The sequence below is a fragment of the Streptomyces sp. GQ60 genome (genome assembly GCF_059758875.1).
Genome location: NZ_JCAXEG010000006.1, coordinates 500,364 through 519,313, shown reverse-complemented (window position 1 = coordinate 519,313; position 18,950 = coordinate 500,364). Strand labels below are relative to the sequence as shown.

General features: G+C 68.5%; 12 protein-coding genes and 4 pseudogenes. 11 read left to right on the top strand and 5 right to left on the bottom strand.

Annotated elements, in window-relative coordinates:
• Positions 1-700 precede the first annotated feature (700 nt).
• The 5 genes and pseudogenes from AC6CKD_RS18735 to AC6CKD_RS18715 form a co-directional block, all read left to right on the top strand.
• A complete protein-coding gene (locus AC6CKD_RS18735) occupies positions 701-928 on the top strand; it encodes a hypothetical protein (RefSeq protein WP_498328595.1) in 228 nt (75 codons plus the stop codon).
• Positions 929-1,068: 140 nt separating this feature from the next.
• Positions 1,069-1,491 carry a hypothetical protein gene (locus tag AC6CKD_RS18730; protein WP_498328594.1) on the top strand — a complete coding sequence of 141 codons (423 nt, stop codon included), beginning with the start codon at positions 1,069-1,071 and terminating at the stop codon, positions 1,489-1,491.
• The gene (locus AC6CKD_RS18725) at positions 1,491-6,107 is read left to right on the top strand and encodes a putative T7SS-secreted protein (RefSeq protein WP_498328593.1); all 4,617 of its coding nucleotides are present in this window, start codon (positions 1,491-1,493) and stop codon (positions 6,105-6,107) included. Before AC6CKD_RS18730 ends, AC6CKD_RS18725 begins: the two co-directional genes overlap by 1 nt.
• Before the next feature lie 145 nt (positions 6,108-6,252).
• Positions 6,253-6,783: a hypothetical protein gene (locus AC6CKD_RS18720; protein WP_498328592.1), complete on the top strand. Its 531-nt coding sequence runs from the start codon at positions 6,253-6,255 to the stop codon at positions 6,781-6,783.
• A 247-nt stretch (positions 6,784-7,030) separates the two neighbouring features.
• Positions 7,031-8,157 (top strand): annotated as a pseudogene (locus AC6CKD_RS18715) (MFS transporter); the annotation flags it as partial.
• Between the two features lie 231 nt (positions 8,158-8,388).
• On the opposite strand, the pseudogene AC6CKD_RS18710 reads toward AC6CKD_RS18715, so the two are convergent.
• A pseudogene (locus AC6CKD_RS18710) lies at positions 8,389-8,735 on the bottom strand (hypothetical protein); the annotation flags it as partial.
• A gap of 413 nt (positions 8,736-9,148) precedes the next feature.
• Between AC6CKD_RS18710 and AC6CKD_RS18705 the strand changes: the two are divergent.
• Positions 9,149-9,502: a PRC-barrel domain-containing protein gene (locus AC6CKD_RS18705; RefSeq protein WP_498328591.1), complete on the top strand. Its 354-nt coding sequence runs from the start codon at positions 9,149-9,151 to the stop codon at positions 9,500-9,502.
• 225 nt (positions 9,503-9,727) lie between these two features.
• Positions 9,728-10,135 (top strand): PPOX class F420-dependent oxidoreductase, encoded by a 408-nt coding sequence (locus AC6CKD_RS18700; RefSeq protein WP_498328590.1) that lies wholly within the window; start codon positions 9,728-9,730, stop codon positions 10,133-10,135.
• A gap of 200 nt (positions 10,136-10,335) precedes the next feature.
• Here the strand turns inward: AC6CKD_RS18700 and AC6CKD_RS18695 are convergent, their stop codons facing one another.
• Positions 10,336-10,806, bottom strand: a complete 471-nt coding sequence (locus tag AC6CKD_RS18695; RefSeq protein WP_498328589.1) for a Dps family protein — start codon at positions 10,804-10,806, stop codon at positions 10,336-10,338.
• 308 nt (positions 10,807-11,114) lie between these two features.
• On the opposite strand from AC6CKD_RS18695, the pseudogene AC6CKD_RS18690 reads away from it, so the two are divergent.
• Positions 11,115-11,436: pseudogene (locus tag AC6CKD_RS18690) on the top strand (transposase); the annotation flags it as partial.
• Here the strand turns inward: AC6CKD_RS18690 and AC6CKD_RS18685 are convergent.
• Both AC6CKD_RS18685 and AC6CKD_RS18680 read right to left on the bottom strand, forming a co-directional pair.
• The gene (locus AC6CKD_RS18685; RefSeq protein WP_498328588.1) at positions 11,420-12,532 is read right to left on the bottom strand and encodes an aromatic acid exporter family protein; all 1,113 of its coding nucleotides are present in this window, start codon (positions 12,530-12,532) and stop codon (positions 11,420-11,422) included. The pseudogene AC6CKD_RS18690 and the gene AC6CKD_RS18685 sit on opposite strands and share 17 nt — an antisense overlap.
• 112 nt (positions 12,533-12,644) lie before the next feature.
• Positions 12,645-13,004, bottom strand: coding sequence for a DUF1622 domain-containing protein (locus AC6CKD_RS18680; RefSeq protein ID WP_498328587.1), 360 nt, complete (start codon positions 13,002-13,004; stop codon positions 12,645-12,647).
• 150 nt (positions 13,005-13,154) lie between these two features.
• On the opposite strand from AC6CKD_RS18680, the gene AC6CKD_RS18675 reads away from it, so the two are divergent.
• Positions 13,155-14,171: a magnesium and cobalt transport protein CorA gene (locus AC6CKD_RS18675; protein WP_498328586.1), complete on the top strand. Its 1,017-nt coding sequence runs from the start codon at positions 13,155-13,157 to the stop codon at positions 14,169-14,171.
• Between the two features lie 30 nt (positions 14,172-14,201).
• Positions 14,202-14,516, top strand: coding sequence for a protein kinase domain-containing protein (locus AC6CKD_RS18670; RefSeq protein WP_498328585.1), 315 nt, complete (start codon positions 14,202-14,204; stop codon positions 14,514-14,516).
• A gap of 466 nt (positions 14,517-14,982) precedes the next feature.
• On the opposite strand, the pseudogene AC6CKD_RS18665 reads toward AC6CKD_RS18670, so the two are convergent.
• Positions 14,983-15,727 (bottom strand): annotated as a pseudogene (locus AC6CKD_RS18665) (alpha/beta hydrolase).
• Between the two features lie 663 nt (positions 15,728-16,390).
• On the opposite strand from AC6CKD_RS18665, the gene AC6CKD_RS18660 reads away from it, so the two are divergent.
• Positions 16,391-18,463 carry a SpoIIE family protein phosphatase gene (locus AC6CKD_RS18660; protein ID WP_498328584.1) on the top strand — a complete coding sequence of 691 codons (2,073 nt, stop codon included), beginning with the start codon at positions 16,391-16,393 and terminating at the stop codon, positions 18,461-18,463.
• Positions 18,464-18,950 lie beyond the last annotated feature (487 nt).

The window sequence follows — 18,950 nt, the reverse complement described above, 5'->3', positions numbered from 1 at the left end:
GGCTCTGAGGCCCGGCCGGGTCTGGCCGCCGACAGAGGCTCCCACGTCCGCAACGTCCTCGGCGGGAACCCCATGAGTTTCTGATCAATAGGCCCGGCCGGAGCGGGTGTTGGCCGGGATGTGCAACGCCCGCTTCCGACAGTGGACTTCGCCCATCTAGAAGAAGCCGAGCTTCTTGGGGGAGTAGCTGACCGGCAAGTTCTTGGAGTGCTGGTGGTACGCGCGCTACACCGCTCCTGACCAGGTAAGGCGAAGACATGTTCCTCTGCTGGGACGGTGCTGGCCCGTAACTGGCCCGGATCTCGGTCTGGGGGGAGCGAGGGGGCTGTTGTTGCATGGCCGCGGCCGTGGCCGTCGGCGGAAGCGGGTGAACCCACAACGACACTGATCGAGCTCGGTGATGCCCGGCCGTTCGGCCTGGACAGCGCGGGCGGCAGCGGCTTCGGCGGTCTGGGCGGACTCGATCGAGGATGGTAGACAGGAGAAGCTCGTGGACACAGGTGCTCTTGGTCGAGAACCCGTCTACGTGCATCCGGATGTGCGGAGTCCCGCGAGGGGTTGGCCTGCCGCCCGCGCCGGCTAGGAGGTCACCGGGATCTCCCTGGTGATGGAGGAGTCTCAGGGGCCTGAGTGGAACCGCCGGGGTCCCCGTTGGCGTGCCTCCTGCGGACGCTGACCGGAGCTGGAGGGGATACGGGCCATGGAACTGACCTTAGAGATCGCGGCGATACGGGACGGGCGGGGTGATCCTGCACGTCTGCTGGGGGAGTTCCGGCGGGCCGTGCTGCTGGTTCGGTTGGCGGATGGTCCGGCGGGTGTGGTCGTGAACGTCGCGGACGGGGACGGGTCGATGTTCTTCCCGCCGGTGGCGGGGATCGTTCCCGAGGGCAGCGCCGTGGATATCGGTGACCGTGGGGAGGTGGACTGATGGCGGGCGACGGGGATCTCGAGGTTTCGCCGGCGGCGGTCAAGAGCATTCGGGACGGGTTGCGGGCGGCGATCGGTGAGTTGCGGGAGTCGGGGGATGCGGCCGGTGCGTCGATGGGTGCGGGGTTCGAGAATCTGGCGATGACGGGGATGGAGGCCGGGCACGCCGGGCTCGCCACCGACTTCGAGGATTTCTGCGAGCGCTGGGAGTGGGGCGTGCGCAGCCTCGTGCAGAACGCGAGCACCCTCGCACAGTCGCTGGGCATCGCGGCGGGCACGGTGTGGGAGGAGGAGCAGTACCTTCACGGCACGTTCCGGGTCGTCGCGAACGCCGCCTACGGCAATCCGCACGCCAGTGAGGACGAGATCGAGAAGAAGCCGTGGGGGGAGATCTTCTCCGCGGACGTCTACAAGCCCGATTACAGCGCGGAGTCCTTCGAGAAGGGTGCCGAGGACGTGAAGAAGACGTGGTCGGACACGGGGGACACGGTCACCTCGACGGGCAGGATCGGTTCGCTGAAGGATCTGCTGGAGCAGGCGAGGCGTGACGGGGACGGTCACTGATGGGCTGGCGGGATTTCGTACCGGACGTCGTCGAGGACGGTGTCGAGAAGGGTGCGGAGAAGGTCGGTGACGCGGTCGAGTGGGCCGGCGACAAGACGGCAGACCTTGCGGAGGAGGTCGGCCTGGATGACGCCGGTGACTGGATCCGTGACAAGAGCCGTTCGGCCGCGAACCGGCTGGGCGCGGATGTCGCGGAGCTGGAGCTGGGGCAGACGGAGGATCCGGACAGGCTGGTCTACGGCAGTGTGTCGAAGATCCGCGCGCAGGTGTCCCATCTGAACGATTTCAAGGCGTCCTTCGACAAGGTCGGCAACGGGCTGAAGGGGATGGGGGAGCCGGACGGCCTGAAGGGCAAGACGGCGGAGGCCTTCCGGGAGTCGGTGGCGAAGGAGCCGCCGCGCTGGTTCAAGGCGGCCGAGGCGTTCGGGAAGGCCGCGGACGCGATGGGCCGGTTCGCGGAGACCGTGGAGTGGGCGCAGGGGCAGGCCAGGGAGGCGTTGGAGGAGTACAACCGGGCGAAGAAGGTCTCCACCGAGGCCCGCGGCGCGCACAACAAGCTGGTCGAGACGTACAACGACGCGTTGAAGGCGAAGCAGGATCCGCTGCCGCCCCGCCCCTCGGAGAACTTCACCGATCCGGGGACGGCGATCGCGACGGCCGCGCAGGACAAGCTGGATACGGCCCGCAAGCAGCGCAACGACGTGGCAGAGACGGTCCGTACGGCGGTGCGGGCGGCGCGGGACGCGGCTCCGCCGAAGCCTTCGTACGCGAAGCAGCTCGGCGACGGCATGGATTACATGGATCTAGCCAAGACGCACCTGGCGGGTGGTGTCATCAAGGGCACGGCGGGGATCGTGAACTTCGCGCGTGCGCTGAATCCGATGGATCCGTACAACCTGACGCACCCGGCCGAGTACGTGACGAACTTGAACTCGACGGCGGCGGGTCTGGTCACGATGGCCAACGACCCGCTCGGGGCGGGCAAGAAGATGCTCGACGAGTTCATGAAGGACCCCTCCGAAGGCATCGGCAAGCTGATCCCCGAACTCGTCGGCTCCAAGGGCCTGGGGTCATTGAAGAAGGTCGGCTCCGCAGCCTCGCACCTGGACGACATACCCAAGACCGGCCCCCGGGCCTCACTGAACAAGGACGGACCGGGAGCGCACTCCACCCCCGACCCACTCAAGACGAGCAAGGGTACGGACCCGATCGACCTCGCCACCGGCCGGATGTACCTCCCTCAGACGGACGTGGAGATACCCGGCGCGCTGCCCTTGGTCTTCACCCGCCGGGCGGATTCGGGTTACCGGGCCGGCCGTTGGTTCGGACCGTCCTGGGCCAGCACGATCGACCAGCGCCTTGAGATCGATGCCGAGGGAGTGGTGCTAGTGGCGGAGGACGGCCTCCTGCTGGCCTTCCCCCACCCCGCGCCCGGTGTCCCCGTCCGACCCGTATTCGGTGCTCGCATGCTCCTCGAGCGGGCCCCGGACGGCGACTACGTACTCACCGATCCGGACACGGGCCACGTCCGCCGGTTCACCGGCCCATCGGACAACACCGAAGCGGCAGTGGCCCCACTCGCGCAGCTGGAAGACCGCAACGGCAACCTCCTCGTCTTCGAGTACGACGAGGAGGGGACCCCGGCCGGCATATCCCACAGCGGGGGCCATCGACTGCACTTCGAGACGGCCCAGGGTCGCATCACCGCCCTCCATCTGGAAGGCGGTCCACGGATCCGCGCGTACGGCTACACGGACGGGAACCTCACCGAGGTCATCAATTCCTCCGGTCTGCCACTACGTTTCACCTACGACGCGTGCGACCGCGTCACTTCCTGGACCGACACGAACGACCGCCGCTACGACTACGCCTACGACGACCAAGACCGTTGCGTCGCCGAGGGAGGCGAGGGCGGGCACATGAGCCTGACCCTGACTTACGACACGGTCGACGCGCCGACGGGCCACCGCGTCACCACCGTCACCACCTCTCAGGGGCACACCCGCCGTTACGTGGTCGACGACAGGTCCCGGATCGTCGCCCGCAGCGACGAGCTGGGCGCGACCACGCGCCTGGTGTACGACCGGTTCGGTCAGCTACTGGAAGAGACCGGTCCGCTCGGCTTGGTCACTCGGCGGACCTACGACGAAGGGGGGAGGGTGCTGTCGGTCGTTCGTCCGGACGGCCGCGCCTGGAGGGCGGAGTACAACGGACTGGGACTGCCGGTGAAGGTGGTCAACCCTGACGGTACGACCATCCGTCAGACCTACGACGAGCGCGGCAACCGCACCTCGGTGACCGGTACTTCGGGAGCGACCACCCGGTTCATGTACGACAGCAGGGGACACCTCGCCTCGGTGGTCGACCCTCTCGGCCACACATCGCAGGTTCGTTTCGACGCGGCCGGTCGGGTCATGGCCACCGTCGAACCCCTCGGCGCGACGACATCGTACGAGCGGGACGCTTTCGGCCGTCCTACAGGGGTCACGGATCCACTGGGCCACACCACACGCTTCACGTGGAACGTGGAGGGGCAGATCCTGCTGCGGGTCAACCCCGACGGCACCTCGGAGTCCTGGACGTACGACGGCGAAGGCAACTGTCTGACCCACACGGATGCGGTGGGCGGGGTGACGGCCTACGAGTACGGCGACTTCGATCTCCTGGTGGCCCGTACCGGCCCGGAAGGAGCCCGCTACACCTTCGCCCACGACACCGAACTGCGCCTGACGGAGGTCACCAATCCGCAGGGTCTGTCGTGGACCTACAGCTATGACGCGGCGGGCCGTCTGATCGCGGAGAACGACTTCGACTCGCGACCGCTCGGCTATGCCTACGACGCGGGTGGCCGTCTGGCCTCCCGCACCGACGCGCTGGGCCAGACCGTCGCCTACCGGCGCAATGAACTGGGGCAGATCGTCCACAAGGACGCGGCCGGCCTGGTGACCACGTTCGAGTACGACGTCTCGGACCACCTGGTGTCCGCGGCGTCCCCGGACGCCACGGTCACCTGGCTGCGCGACCGGGCCGGACTCGTACGGTCCGAGACGGTCGACGGCCGCACGATGGATTTCGCCCATGACGCCCTGGGCCGCCGTACCCACCGTACGACGCCGACGGGGGCCCAGTCCCGGTGGACGTACGACGAGACGGGCCGGCGCTCGGCCCTCACCGTCTCGGGACGCACTCTGACCTTCGAGCGGGACGTCGTAGGTCGGGAAGTAGGGCGACACACGGAAGCATTGACCCTCTCGCACACCTACGACGAGGCGGGCCGCCTCACGGGCCAGCGTGTCGTGGGCCGCGAGGGCGCGACCCTGCGGCAACGCGACTACGGCTACCGTGCGGACGGCCACCTGTCCGGAACCTCGGATCCGCACCATGGCAGCCGGACCTTCACCCTCGACCCGGCCGGCCGGGTCGTGGGCGTCGAGGCGGCCGGCTGGACGGAGCGCTACGCCTACGACGAGGCCGGCAATCAGACCATGGCCTCCTGGCCCGAAGGGCACCCCGGTGCCGAATCCCTCGGTGAGCGCGCCTACACCGGAACGCGGGTGACCCGCGCGGGTGCGGTCCGCTACGAGTACGACGCGCTCGGCAGGGTCGTACTGCGCCAGAAGACCCGCCTCTCCAGGAAGCCGGACACCTGGCGCTACGAATGGGACACCGAGGACCGGCTGATCAAGGTCACCACGCCTGACGGGACACCCTGGCGTTACCGGTACGACGCGCTGAACCGCCGGACTGCCAAGGAGCGACTGGGGGCAGACGGGGAAACAGTCGTCGAGCGGGTCGACTTCGTCTGGGACGGGACCACGCTGTGCGAGCAGACCTCGCGTTCGGCCGGTTCGTCGAACCTGGTGACGATGACGTGGGACCACAACGGCTTGCGTCCCCTCACCCAGACGGAGCGCATTCTCCCGGCCGACGCGCCGCAGGAAGCGATAGACGAGCGCTTCTTCTCCATCGTCACGGACCTGGTGGGCACGCCCACGGAGCTCGTCGACGAATCAGGGACCCTGGCCTGGCAGAGCCGCAGCACCGTGTGGGGGTCGGTGGCGTGGCCGGTGGCGAGCACGGCTTACACGCCATTGCGATTCCCGGGCCAATACCACGACCCGGAGTCGGGTCTCCACTACAACGTCAACCGTCACTACGATCCCGAGACGGCCCGCTATGCGACCCCGGACCCCCTGGGGCTGAAGGCCGCGGCCAACCCCGTGGCCTACGTGGTGAACCCGTACCGGGAGCTCGACCCGCTCGGACTCTCCCCGTACAAGGTGCTGTATCACGGCACCCCGGACTGGAAGGGACCTGATTTCTCGCTCGATCCCGATGTCAACGTGAAGCGCCAGTACACGCCGGATGCCGGTGTCTATCTGACGGACGACTTCAATCGGGCGGCGACCCAGTACGCGGGTCCGGCTGGGACCGTCGTGCGCGTCCAGGTCCCGCCGGATTTCGCCGAATCCGTGTACAGGCTGCATTCGGGGCCGGCCGGCAATCTCCCCGAGTACTTCGTGAATACTCCGGAAGGAATCGAGCTGCTCAACAAGCATCTACAAGCCCTCCCGCAAGGGCAGGCGATCATGGAACACTTCAGCAACCGGTTCTAGGGCGACGAGGAAACGAACATGCACGCGAAGGGGATGAGCAGCGGTGGATGAGCGGCCCATGGCCTCGGAGACGTCTCTCGCGCGGGAGATCTTCGGGCCTCTCGGGGGGATCGTCGAATGTGGAGCGTCCCTCCGTGGGGAAACGGTGGCCGAGTTCGTCACGATCCGCCGCACCGAACTGGACCGGATCCTTGCCGCAGTGCGGGACATCGGCAGATTCCATCCGACGACGATGGACATCGTCGATCAGCTGGGATACCTGCGCGAGCATGACATTCCCGTCACGTCGTTGCTGTTGTGGTCCGGCTGCATCGAGGAGTTCTCGCCGGAACTCGGTGGAGCCGAGGCGGTGCGGCGCATGGCCCGGATGGGCGCAGACCTTCAGCTGACGCACCTGTTGCACGCTCTGGTGGGCACGGCCTCGTTCCGCGCGCCGCAGGGCGTGGAGGCCAATGCCTCGACCATCATCGAGGTGCTCGAAACCGCTGCCCTGCTGGGGTCACCCGCCCACGCGCGTACGGCGTGCGAGGTCTTCCTGATGTGGCGAGCGGCTTTCCTCCCCGGCGTTCTGATGCCCTCGTCCAATTCCCCGGAGGCCATCAAACGGAACTTCAGGAAGTACGCGCACACCCTGGAAGCGGCACTGGACACGTGCCCTTCAGGCAATCCGGGCTGAGAGGTCGTCTCGTTTGGGTCTCCAGGCAACATGGTAGGCGTCTGCGACTGTGGTGGCAGGCAGGGTCATATGCCGCGGTCCGGCCCGCTCCAGGCCTCTGGCCGCTCCAGCGGTCATCGGAAGTCGGCGCAGCTGTACCGGGCCGGGATAGAAGGCTGCGGTGTTGGGGCCGGCCATGTCTTCGCCGATGAGGTAGCGGTACAGCCATTCGGCGAAGCTCACGTCGTACCGTGCCCAACCGCTTTTCACCGACCTCTACGGGCGCAAGAAGCTGTTCCTGATCACCCTCGGCCTCACCGGTTTCGGCATCGGCGGCGAGTACGCGGCCATCAACTCGGCGATCGACGAACTGATCCCGAGCCGGTTCCGGGGCCGTGTCGACCTGATCATCAACGGCAGCTTCTGGATCGGCGCGGTGGCCGGCGCCCTCCTGTCGGTCGTCGCCCTGAACACGGACATCTTCCCGGAGTCGGTGGGCTGGCGGCTGACGTTCGCCCTGGGCGTCGTGCTCGGCCTGGTCATCCTGCTGGTGCGGCGCCACGTCCCCGAAAGCCCCCACTGGATGATGATCCACGGCAGGACCGAGGAGGCGGAAGCCCTGGTCGCGGACGTGGAGCGGCAGGTGGAGGCGGAGAAGGGGCACCGGCTGCCCGAGCCGGAGGAGTCCATCACCGTCACCCAGCGCCACAGCATCGGCTTCGGCGAGATCGCGAAGACGGTCTTCCGCTCCTACCCGCGCCGCGCCGTCCTCGGCCTCTCCCTCTTCGTCGGCCAGGCCTTCCTCTGCAACGCCACCACCTTCGGCTTCGGTTCCATCCTCGTCACCTTCTTCCACGTCTCCAGCGGAGTGACCGGCTACTACTTCGCCGTCATCGCCTTCCTGAACTTCCTCGGGCCGCTCCTGCTCGGGCGCCTCTTCGAGACGGTCGGCCGCCGCCCGATGATCGCGGGCACGTACATCCTCTCCGGCCTGCTGCTCTTCGCCACCGCATGGCTCTTCGCGCCGGCCGGCTCAGTGCGGTGACGATGACCGCCTGCTGGTGCGTCGTGCTCTTCTTCGCTTCCGCCGGGGGCAGTTCGGCCTACCTCACCGTCAGCGAGATCTTCCCGATGGAGACCCGCGCGATGGCGATCGCCTTCTTCTACGCCGTCGGCACCGCGGCGGGAGGCATCTCGGGCCCGCTGCTCTTCGCGAACCTGACCTCCAGCGGTGTGGTCTCCGACGCGGTGCTCGCCTTTTGTGTCGGCGCCGGGCTGATGGTCGCCGCCGGAGTGGTGGCCGTCTTCTACGCGGTTGCCGCCGAGGGCCGCTCCCTGGAGCAGATCGCCACCCCGATCTCGGCCCGCTCCGCCACCGCGACGCAGAACGGATGAGCGGGACAGGCGGGCGCCGGCAGGGAGGTCCGGACGGGACCGGCGGTCCCGACGGCTTTGGCGGTCCGAGCGGTCCGGCGGCACGGGCCCGGACACTGAGACCCGGAAGACCGTGCGGTCGGCCGGGCCATGTCAGCGATGACCGAGGGACGCCGTCGGGCCCCGCGGGGGCTGTTCACCCGTCTTCGGGGCGGGGCTTGTCGTCGGACGGGCGTCGGCGCACTCGCTGAACCGGTCGGCGCAGCGCAGCACCACCGCGCAGATTTTCAAGGTGTCCAGCCCGGTGCGCAGCACCCGCAGGAAGAGATGCCCCTCGCGCACGCGGGGATTGAAACGCAGGCTGTCCTCGGCCTGCCGCAGCGCGGCGTCGACCTTAGCGATGTCGTTGTCGAGGAGGCGCGCCTCGTGCAGCCGCGGGGCAGTCAGCGCCACCGGCGTGTTGCCGGCCCGATCCTCGCTGAGGCGCATCAGCAGGCCGCTCATGCGCTGGGCGAGTCGTTGACGGGATCGCTTGCCGGCTGGACCCATACGGGTGGCACCAACAGGACGTTGAACAGGAGTCCTTGCCGCTGTCCCACTGACCGTCGGCCGTATGAGGGTCCCGGCCGGGGCCCCTCAAGCGACCCGCCTGACCCGGCGGCCGCTAGCACGCAGGTGAGGGGCTAAGGCCGGGCCGCGAGCAGGGTGAGGCGGACGCCTTGCCGTCCTGGCCGCGATGGTCCTGGACATCCGCAACGCGGTGAAGGGCGTGTGTGAGGCAGGGGCCTCCTGACCGTCGAACGGGAATGCGTCAGTCTTGCCAGAGTTCTGAGACGGGGGAGATGGAGCAGTTCCGTCGATGTCTTGCTACCGCGCCCCGGCGGTAGGGCCGTCGTCGCGTTCGAGAGAGCGCGAGCGGCAGGCAGCGGAGTGGCTTTCTCTTGCTGGGGTTTTGCGTTCGATGAGATCCGGTCAGGTTGTCCGTAGTCATGGACAACCGAAAGGCGTCGCTGTGAGCGCGTTCGACATCTGGGGCTACCACCCCAACGCGGGATACCTGAAGGGCACCGACATCGTCGGCTACAAGGTGGAGGCCACCGACGGGAGCATCGGCAAGATCGATAAGCATTCCGAGGATGTCGGAGCCTCCTACCTGGTCGTGGACACGGGGGTGTGGATCTTCGGCAAGCATGTGCTGCTGCCGGCCGGGACCATCGAGCGCATCGACATGATCGGGGAGAAGGTCTACGTCAACCGGACGAAGGACCAGGTCAAGGACGCACCGGAGTACGACGAGGCCAAACAGGCCGGCGAGTCCGACTACCTGGAGCGGTTCGGCCGGTACTACGGCCAGTCCCACATGTAGGCGCTGGAGGTCACGCGGGCGGCCGGAAGGGCTCCCGCCCCGCGGGTCGGTGCCCTGAGACGACCACGAGGGGGTTTTCGCACCACCGGCGCCCGCTCCCGAGCACGGGAGCGGCCGGAACGTGGTGGGAGCCAGCAGAGATTCTGCGGGGCTGTCCGTTGCCGATCTCCACTGGCGGCAGTTGATCCCGGGGACAGCAGTCAGCCGAGGGAAGGAACCCGCTCCGTGTCCGCCGAACTCTCCGAGGACCTGAAGAAGCTCATCGACGACAGCCCGGTTTTTGCGACCGTTGCCACGATCCAGCCGGACGGCAGCCCGCAGCTGTCGATCACCTGGCTCACCCGGGACGGCGAGGACCTGTTGGTCTCCACGACCGTCGGCCGGCGCAAGGAGAAGAACCTGCGTGCCGATCCCCGGATCACCGTCATGATCAACCCGCACAACGCGCCCTACACCTATGCCGAGGTCCGCGGCACGGCCACGCTGACCACGGAGGGCGGGCAGGAACTGATCGATGAACTGTCGCGCAAGTACACGGGCAAGGACTACGCGGACTTCAACCCGGCGTCGAAGGACGACACCGACCGGGTCGTCGTCCGCGTTACCCCTCGCAAGGTCGTCGGCTCGATCTGACAAGGCCTTCGGCTTGTCAGGCGGCCGGTGACCAGCCACTTCTGGGGCGCCGGGGTGGTTCGGTTCACGTGAGTGCGGACACGGTGATCAGTGCGTCCGATCTGACTCCGACTCCCTTGCACCGCGTTCCGGCGTTCCGGGCCACTGGGACGCCGACGCTCCGGCTCCCTCCAGGGGGGAGCCGGAGCGCATCGGTCGGCTCAGGCGCTTTCGGCGGCGAACATCCAGTGGTGCTTCTCGAGCTCACCGGTCAGAGAGATCAGGATGTCCTGGGTGACCGGGTCGGGCTTGTCGGTGACTGCGATGCGCTCCCGCATCCGGGTGATCACCGTGCTGAGGGCGTCGACGAGCATGCGCACGGCGTCCACGTCCTTGACCCAGCCCTCCGGTACGTCGGTGATGGCTCTCGCCGAAGCCACAGTGGCGGCCCGGCCGTCCGGAGTGATTCCGAGGGCGGCGGCACGCTCGGCGACCACGTCGGAGTGGGTGCGGGCCGCGGTGACGACCTCGTCCAGCTGGAGGTGCACCGATCGGAAGCGGGGGCCGACCACGTTCCAGTGGACCTGCTTGGAGACGAGCGACAGGTCGACCAGGTCCACCAGGGCTCCCTGCAGCGCATCACCGACGATTTTGAGGTCGGCTTCCGGGAGGGCGTTCTTGACGACGGACACGGGGGTGTCTCCATTCTTCGGCGTAGATGGATTCGAACTCAGTACTGTCTACCCGGCGATATAGAGGCAAACCCTTCCATTAGTCCCCCTCGGGAGGGCCCTACGGCCGCTGGACAGGACGCTGCGGAGGTGATCCGATTGCTGATCGGCCGGCAGGTCGGGCGCTTCGCCGAGCATCGCGCAGGCCGTGGCCCGGTGGGAGGAGACCCGCGCCGGAGACGTGGTCCTCGTGAGGCGGAGGCCCGGGACCTGTTCGGCTCCTGCGTCTCGGCTGCGGACCTCGATGGCGATGGGTTCTCCGGTCTCGTGGCCGGCCGCGGATGCGGCCCGGCCACGTCATCGGCGACAAGGGCTACAGCTCGAAGGCGATCCGGACCTGGCTTCGACGCAGGGGGCATCGCCCACGCCATCCCGGAGCGGTCCGACCAGGTCCACAACCGGGCCCGGCGAGGCAACCGAGGCGGCCGCCCGCCGGCATTCGACCGCAGCGTCTACAAGCGCCGCAACGCCGTCGAACGGTGCTTCGACCGCTTGAAACAGTGGCGCGGTATCGCCACCAGGCGCCGCGTGCTTGGGGTCGTGCGAGAACGTTGTCCTTGGTACGGGTCTTCGGTCAGGGTTTCGGGGTGAGGGCTTTGTGGCCGGAGCGGAGTTCGGTCAGGAGGCGGGCGATGTCCGTGAGGAGGGTGCCCTGGAGGGTGTGTACGGCCGGCGTGGCTTCGGAGGCTGCTCGTTCCTGTTGTTCGACGCGGTTGAGTTCTGCCGTCGCGTCCTCGATCAGGCCGTCCAGGTGCCCGGTGTCGGTGAGGGAGGTCTGGCCGATCTCCTGCATCGCGGTGGCCGCCCTCCGCAGCAGCGAGCTGGAGGCGGTCCGGAAGGATGCGGGGAGGTTCTGGATCTCTCCGCTGTCCAGGGCGTAGTGGAGGGTGCGGGTCAGGGAGCGGAGGTGGTCCATGGTGCGTTCGGCGACGGTGGCGGCGCCACGGGCGCGGGGCAGGACCATATCGGCGCGGTCGGCGAGGTGGCGGGGGTGGAGGCGGGTGTTCTCGATCTCGGTGTCGATGGCGTGTTGGATGCGCTCGCATTCGGCGGCGAGTTTGCGCCAGTCACGGCGCCAGTGCCCGATGCGCTGGGTGTCGGGGTCGTTTCCTGTGAAGACCTCGGCCAGGCCTTCGAGGCGTCGGCTCATCGCGGTGTAGAGGTCGGCGACTGCTTGTTGCCGGTGGTGGACGTGGCGGGCGGGCGCGAGGACGAGGTGCGCGCTGAGGCCGCACAGCGCACCGACGGCTACCGAGGCGGCCAGGTAGCCGATGTAGTCGATGCGTCCGTGGCCGGAGGAGAACGCGAAGAAGCCGACGATGGCGACCTGGGTGCCCTGCTCACCGAACCGCTCGATCCTTCCCAGGCCGAGCGCGGCCAGGGTGAGGAGGCCGAAGGTCCACCCATGGATCCCCGCCACAGCGGCCAGGGAGCCTGCGAGTGCGGCCCCCACGGCCATCGCCGCCAGGTACTGGACGCAGTCGCGGACCGAGCGGTACACCGTGGCCTGCAGGGCGACCAGCGCGGTGAACGGTGCGAACGTGGACACGGTCGGCGGCAGCAGGTAGCGGGCGACCACCCACGCGGCCATCGCCGCGACCGCTGATTTGGCCCCCAGGATCAGATCGTCCCGCTCACTTCCAGGGCCTCGTGCCGCACGCCGCACAAAGTCGATCCGTCCAGTCACAGCCGCGCGCGCAAGTCCGCGAACATCGCCTCGCCTGAGCACAGTCGATCACCTCGCCAGCCCGTGTTCCCCACTGCCCGGCATCACACACCGGGGGCCCGGAGTCGGATGGTCAGGGGGCCGCAGCCTGCGGCACGGCCTCCTCCTGGTCCCGTTCGATCTCGGCACGTTCCTGTGCGATCTCCCGGGTGAGGAAGAAGTTCAGGACGGTGCGGATGGCCGCGATGGCCGCCAGCTGGCCGATCTCGGTGAAACCGGGGGCCACCGCCGTACGCAGGACATCGCCCGCCAGCTGGAACTCCAGCCCCAGGACGAGGAAACGTCCCAGACTGAGGCGGATCTTGTTGAACTCGCCGATAAGGGAACGCCGGCGCAGACCGGTCGTGGCGAACCGGGCGAAGGCCCACACCGTGCCGGCGAAGATGATCAGCGCGCCGGCAGCCTCGATGACGTGCACCAGCCACCCGATCATCCCCCGACGCCGGACTCGGACAGCAACTCCCCTACCGCGTTCATGGATCCGCTCTTACCCGCGTGCATGCTCCTACACGAGCCGTCGCCGGTGTCTCCCACCACACGACGGGCGCCAGAGGAAAGTCGGCCGCCGGTGCATGAGAGTGGGATGGCGAAGCATGCGGGGGAGATGGAATGCGTCATATACGACCAGGACTCGGGCCGCTCGGAGCATGTGGAGTGCGAGTTGCCCGAAGACGCCTGCCAGTCGGCCCTCAAGCGACTGCGGGACTTGGGTGACGGCGAGTTCGCCCGGGTCCGGCTGGCAGACCCCTCGGAAAGCGATCTGCTCCAGCTGGCCGAAGAGCTGGGCCTGCACCCGCTGGCCGTGGAGGACGCGCTGCATGGACGGCAGCGTCCGAAGCGCGAGCGGTTCGGCGACGTGCTGGCCGTAGCGTTGAAGACCCTCCGGTATGTGGAAGAGGGGACGGCGGTGGAGACCGGCGACATCATGATCTTCGTGGGATCGCGCAGCGTTGTCACCGTTCGCCACGGACCGATGGATCCCTCGACCGAGGCCGCCAGTCGGCTGGACGCCGATCCGGACATGCTGCGCCTCGGTCCCCGGGCCGTGGTGCACGCGGTGCTGGACGTCGCCGTCGACGCGTACAGCGACGCCGCCCGCAGAGTTCGCGCCACACTCAACCGGCTCGAGGACGAGGTGTTCTCGACTTCCCGCGTCGACCACACCGAGCGCATCTACTCCCTCAAGCGGGAGGTCCGCGAGTTCCGGGACGCGGTACAGCCCCTCGTCCCGGTGGTCCAGGGCCTCCTGAGCGGACCGGGCGAGGAGAGGCGCCAGCCGAAGACCATCCCGTACATCCGTGACGTTGCCGATCACCTGCACCGCACGGACATCGAGGTGCGGACCCTGGACGAACTCCTGGACTCGGTCCTCGGCGCGCAGCAGGCCCGCGTGGGCACCTGGCAGAACGACGACATGCGGCGCATCTCCGCGTGGGCGGCGATCTTCGCGATCCCCACGATGGTGGCCGGCGTCTACGGCATGAACTTCGAGCACATGCCCGAACTGGGCTGGACCTGCGGCTACCCCCTCGCCGTGGGCCTCATGGCGCTCGCGGCAGGCGCCCTCTACCGGGCCTTCTGCCGCAACGGCTGGCTGTAGGAGCCTGGTCGCTCCCGGCTTCAAGGTTCCATGGGATCCGGCGGGACGGCGGATGTCTTCCGCGGCACGGATCAAGTCCTGGGCCGTGAGGTGGCCGTCAAAGTGTTCCGCGTGGGCACGGACACGGTCACGGCCGACCGCTTCCATGACGAAGCACGTCTGCTCGCCCGCCTTTCCCACCGCGCCCTGGTCACCATCTACGCTGCCGGCCGCCACGGACAGGGCGCCTTCATGGTCACTGAGTTGATCCGTGGCGCCACCCTGCGCACCCGAGTGGACGCCGGCCCCCTCAGCACCGTCCAGGTCACACGGATCGGCGCCGACATCTCGTCAGCCCCGCACTGAACCCGCACGAATGCCCGGACCGACGCATGGACCAACCCCGGGTAGCGGGCGAACAGGATCGCGTAGAAGTAGACCGTCATCTCTGCGGCGAGTGGCTCGACCACCCGGACGGAGGCGCGTATGAGGGCTGTCTCGTGGGGCCACAGAGGCGCTTCGACGGCCTCCGGTTCCACGGTCCGTACGGCCGGAGCGGGTGCGGCCGGCTCCGGCAGGCGCCATTCCCGGTCCGGAGGCGTGAACGAACTGCCCGAGCGATTGATCCGGAATCTCAAAGGACCGGCGCTCCTCCGTCCATGGTCCGAAACGGATCGTGCGGTTCCGGACGCCGGATGCTACATGATCGTGTGGGTACTCAGAAGTAGCCGACGAGTATGGGTGGCATGTGCCCTTTGCGCGTACCTCGGGTTTCCGTTCAGCGGTGCTTCGTGACCTCCGGACGGACGCGTCGTGCCTTTGTCATCGCTGCTCAACGGAGGCGGGCCCCGAGTTCTTCGATCATTTCGGTGACTGCTTTCTCCGCGCCCTGGGAGAGGGCGAACATGTTGAGGAAGCCGTGGACCAGGCCGTCGTAGTTGCGGACGAAGACGTCGACCCCGGCCTCCTTCAGCACGCGGGCGTAGGCCAGGCCCTCGTCGCGGAGCGGGTCGTAGGCAGCGGTGGCGATGACGGCGGGGGCGAGGCCCCTGTGGCTCGCGGCGTGCAGAGGGGAGGCCCGGAAGTCGGTGGGCGACGGAGGCGTCGCCACCGAGGAGGATCTCCGTGAGGTCGCGGAGGTCTTGGAGCGTGAGCAGGTAACCTTCCCCGTTCTCCGTGTACGAGGGGTAGTCGCCCAGTGTGCGGTCCGTCGCGGGGTAGGCCAGGAGCTGGGCCGCGAGTGGCTCCCCGGCGTCGCGAAAGGCGAGGGCGACGGATGCGGCGAGGGCTGCCCCTGCGCTGTCGCCCGCGACGGCCAGACTGTCGCGTCGGCCGCCGTACTCGTCGATGTGACCGGCTGCCCACCGGGCCACGGCAAGACAATCACCGAACGCGGCCGGGAGCCTGTTCTCGGGAAGCCGCCGGTAGTGCACGGCGACCACGACGGCCCCGAGATCACGGCAGATTCGGCGGGCGACGTGATCGTGGGTATCGAGGTCTCCCACGATCCACCCGCCTCCGTGAAAGAAGACAATGGTCGCGGCAGGCTCCTTGCCGGCAGGCCGGTAGACCCGCATCGGAACAGGTCCGGCAGGCCCTGGGACCGTGCCGTCCACCACGGATCCGACGTCGATCGGCGTCCTTGGTGCCACCATCGCATTCGAGCTGCGTTCCGCTTCTCGGAGCTCCGCGGGATCAGCCGTGATGATGGGCCTCCTCGGGACCGCGGAGACCTGCTCGAGCAGCGCTGCGACGGATGGGTCCAGGGCCATGACGGAAAGCCTCCCGGAGTGACTGCGGCGGATGCATGCCTCGATCGACCGGAGTCGACGAGACGCCACGGCGATCTCGGCAAAGCGGAATGGGATCCATGTCGAGAAACGAAAGAACGCCGCCGTCAAGGAGTCACCTACCGGCCGGGCGGAGGGGGAGGCGCGCTCTGAGTACACGGGGCGCGGGCCAGGCAAGAACCGGAAGAGACGGCCTACGGCTGGAACCCTGCCACCGGAATGTCACGGCACGCGGGCCAGGGAAGTCCTGATCACCGGTGCCCGTGGAAGACGTGCTGCGTGCTCTGGAGCGTGTCTGCCCGAATGGCCCCAGGAGGCGGTGTCATGCCGACCGGGCAGACGATGGATCCGTAGGACCCGGTTCCCGGAGGGCCCGCCCGAGCGGCTCGGGGCCTGACGGCGACCGTGGACGCAGGGCAATTACGCTGCGGCGTGGGGTACAGGTGCCAGATGAATGAGCGCATCCCGGTTGACGAGCTGATCAGCGGCGCCGCGCAGGCTGCCGGCGGATGGTTGGGCGCGCTGCCGGTCGCGCTGGTGGCCACCAGCGCGACCGGCACGATCGTGCGCTGGAACCAGGTCGCGCAGGAATTGCTCGGCTATGCGCCGCCGCAGATGCTGGGGCGCAACATCGCAGACCTCCTCCATCCAGGATCCGATCGCAGTCTGGGCCGCTCTCTTTGGGAAGCCGCAGCCGCCGGGCGGGGCGTGATGGGCACGGTGACCGCCTGGCACCGCGACGGGCATCCACTGGAGCTGGAGATCTGGGCCTCTCCGGTGTCCGACCGCGGGCACGGCGTGGCCACGGTGCTGGTCTTCGCTGCCGATGCCCACGCGGCACGGCGCATCCGGGGGTCGTCGGCGGTATGGGAAGGCTTGTTCGCCCGCTCCCCGGTCGGCATCGCGATCCTCGACTCGCAGCTGCGGTTCCTGCAGGTCAACGCCGCGCTCGAAGCCATGAACGGGCTGCCGGAATCGGCACACGTGGGTCGTCGCCTGGCCGAGATCCTCCCGGAGGTGAATGCCCGCGAGATGGAGGACGCCATGCTGCAGGTGCTGGAGACCGGGCGGCCGGTCCTCGACCGTCGCCGTGTCGGACGGACGCCGGCGGAACCGGACCATGACCGTGTGTGGTCGTGTTCCTACGTCCGGGTGGAGGATCCCGCCGGCATGTCGATCGGAGTCATCGCCTCGCTCGTCGACATCACCGAGCAGCAGCGCGACCACGTCGAGGCCGAAGCCGCACGGCGCCGGCTCGCCATGCTCAGTGAGGCCAGCATCCGGGTCGGCTCCAGCCTCGACCTGGAGCGCACCGCGCAGGAACTCGCCGATCTCGCCGTGCCGCGCCTCGCCGATGTCGTTACCGTGGACGTCCTGGATGCGCTGGCGCGCGGCGACGAGCCCGGCACGGGGCTGACCGGCGGGGTCGCCCTGCGGCGCCTGGGCAAGGCCCCGCTGTCCGGATCCAAGGTGACCGATGTCCTCGCCCCCCTCGGCAGGACGCTCGTCTTCCCCGTCGCCGCTCCCTACACGCAGGCCCTCGCGGCCCGGCAGTCCTTCCTGACCGCCCGTCTCGACGAACAGGCCGTCGCCCCCGCCGCCCGGCACTCGGCCGAGCCCGCCCAACTGGTCGCGGTGGGTGTGCACTCACTGGTCATGGCACCCCTGGTTGCCCGGGAGACGGTGCTCGGCGTCGCCACTTTCTACCGCACCCGCCCGATAGGACCCTTCGGGTCCGAAGACGTCACCCTCGCCGGTGAACTCGCCGCCCGCGCCGCGCTCAGCATCGACAACGCCCGCCTCTACCACCGTGAGCACGACACTGCGGTCATCCTCCAGCGCAGCATGCTCCCCCAGCACATCACCCCGCCACCCGGCATCGCGGTCAGCCACCGCTACCTCCCCGCGAGCGACGTCAACGAGATCGGCGGTGACTGGTACGACGTCCTGGCTCTGGCCGGCGGGAAGGCCGCCCTGCTCATCGGCGACGTCATGGGGCACGGCATCGCCGCCGCCGCGGTCATGGGCCGACTGTCCGCCTCCGTGCGGGCCCTCGCACGGCTGGACCCTTCGCCCGTACGGCTGTTGCACCAGCTGGAAGCCGTCCTCGATGATCTGGCCGAGCCGATGCTGGCCACCTTCCTGTACGTCGTCTGCGACCCGGCCACCGGACACTGCACCATCACCAGGGCCGGACACCCGCCGCCCGCACTCGTGCTCCCCGACGGCACGGTCCGGCTCCTGGACACCCCGCCCGGTGTCCCCCTGGGGGTCGGGGGCATCGCCTTCACTCCCACCGAGATCAACGTGCCTCCCGGCAGCCTTCTCGTGCTCTACACCGACGGACTGATCGAAGCCCGGGGCCGTGACCTGGACGAGCGGCTCGCCGAGCTGACGCACCTGCTCGCGGATCCACAGCGGCAGCTGGACCACCTGTGCGACTCGCTGATCACCCACCTCGTTCCGGCGGCGGCCGATGACGACGTCGCACTCCTGGTCGCCCGCATCGGCGGGGTGCCGTGAGCAAACTGTGCTCACTCCCCCCGCCAGATGTTCTGGTACGCCTCTTGGTAGCCCCGCGGGTCCCAGGACGTGGCCCCGCCGCTGTTCTCGGCCGCCACCACATGGGCGGGGGCGACTCTAGCCGTGCTGGTCGAGGAGCATTGCCGGTCCATCCCTGTACGGTTTCGGCATGTCCCTGGAGACGTGCAGCCGACGCGCGCCGACGACGGCCTGGGGTCGAGAGCGTGGAGAGGCGGCAGGCCGATGTGAAGCCCGCCGGCGGTCCCGCTCCGTGCGTCCTGTCGTGCGATCGCCGGGAGCGGTGGCGTTGGGGATCTCGTTGCACTGGCCAGTGTTGTTGATCGAAGATACCGACTGCCCGGTGATCCGCTCTCGGTGCTTCGGCGGGACAGGCTCATCGCGGCGATGGTGATCGGGCTCGTCTACCGACCTTGGGGCGTGTTGTGGGAGGCGGCCGGCACTGTCGTTCCGGCCATTTCGGGTCCCG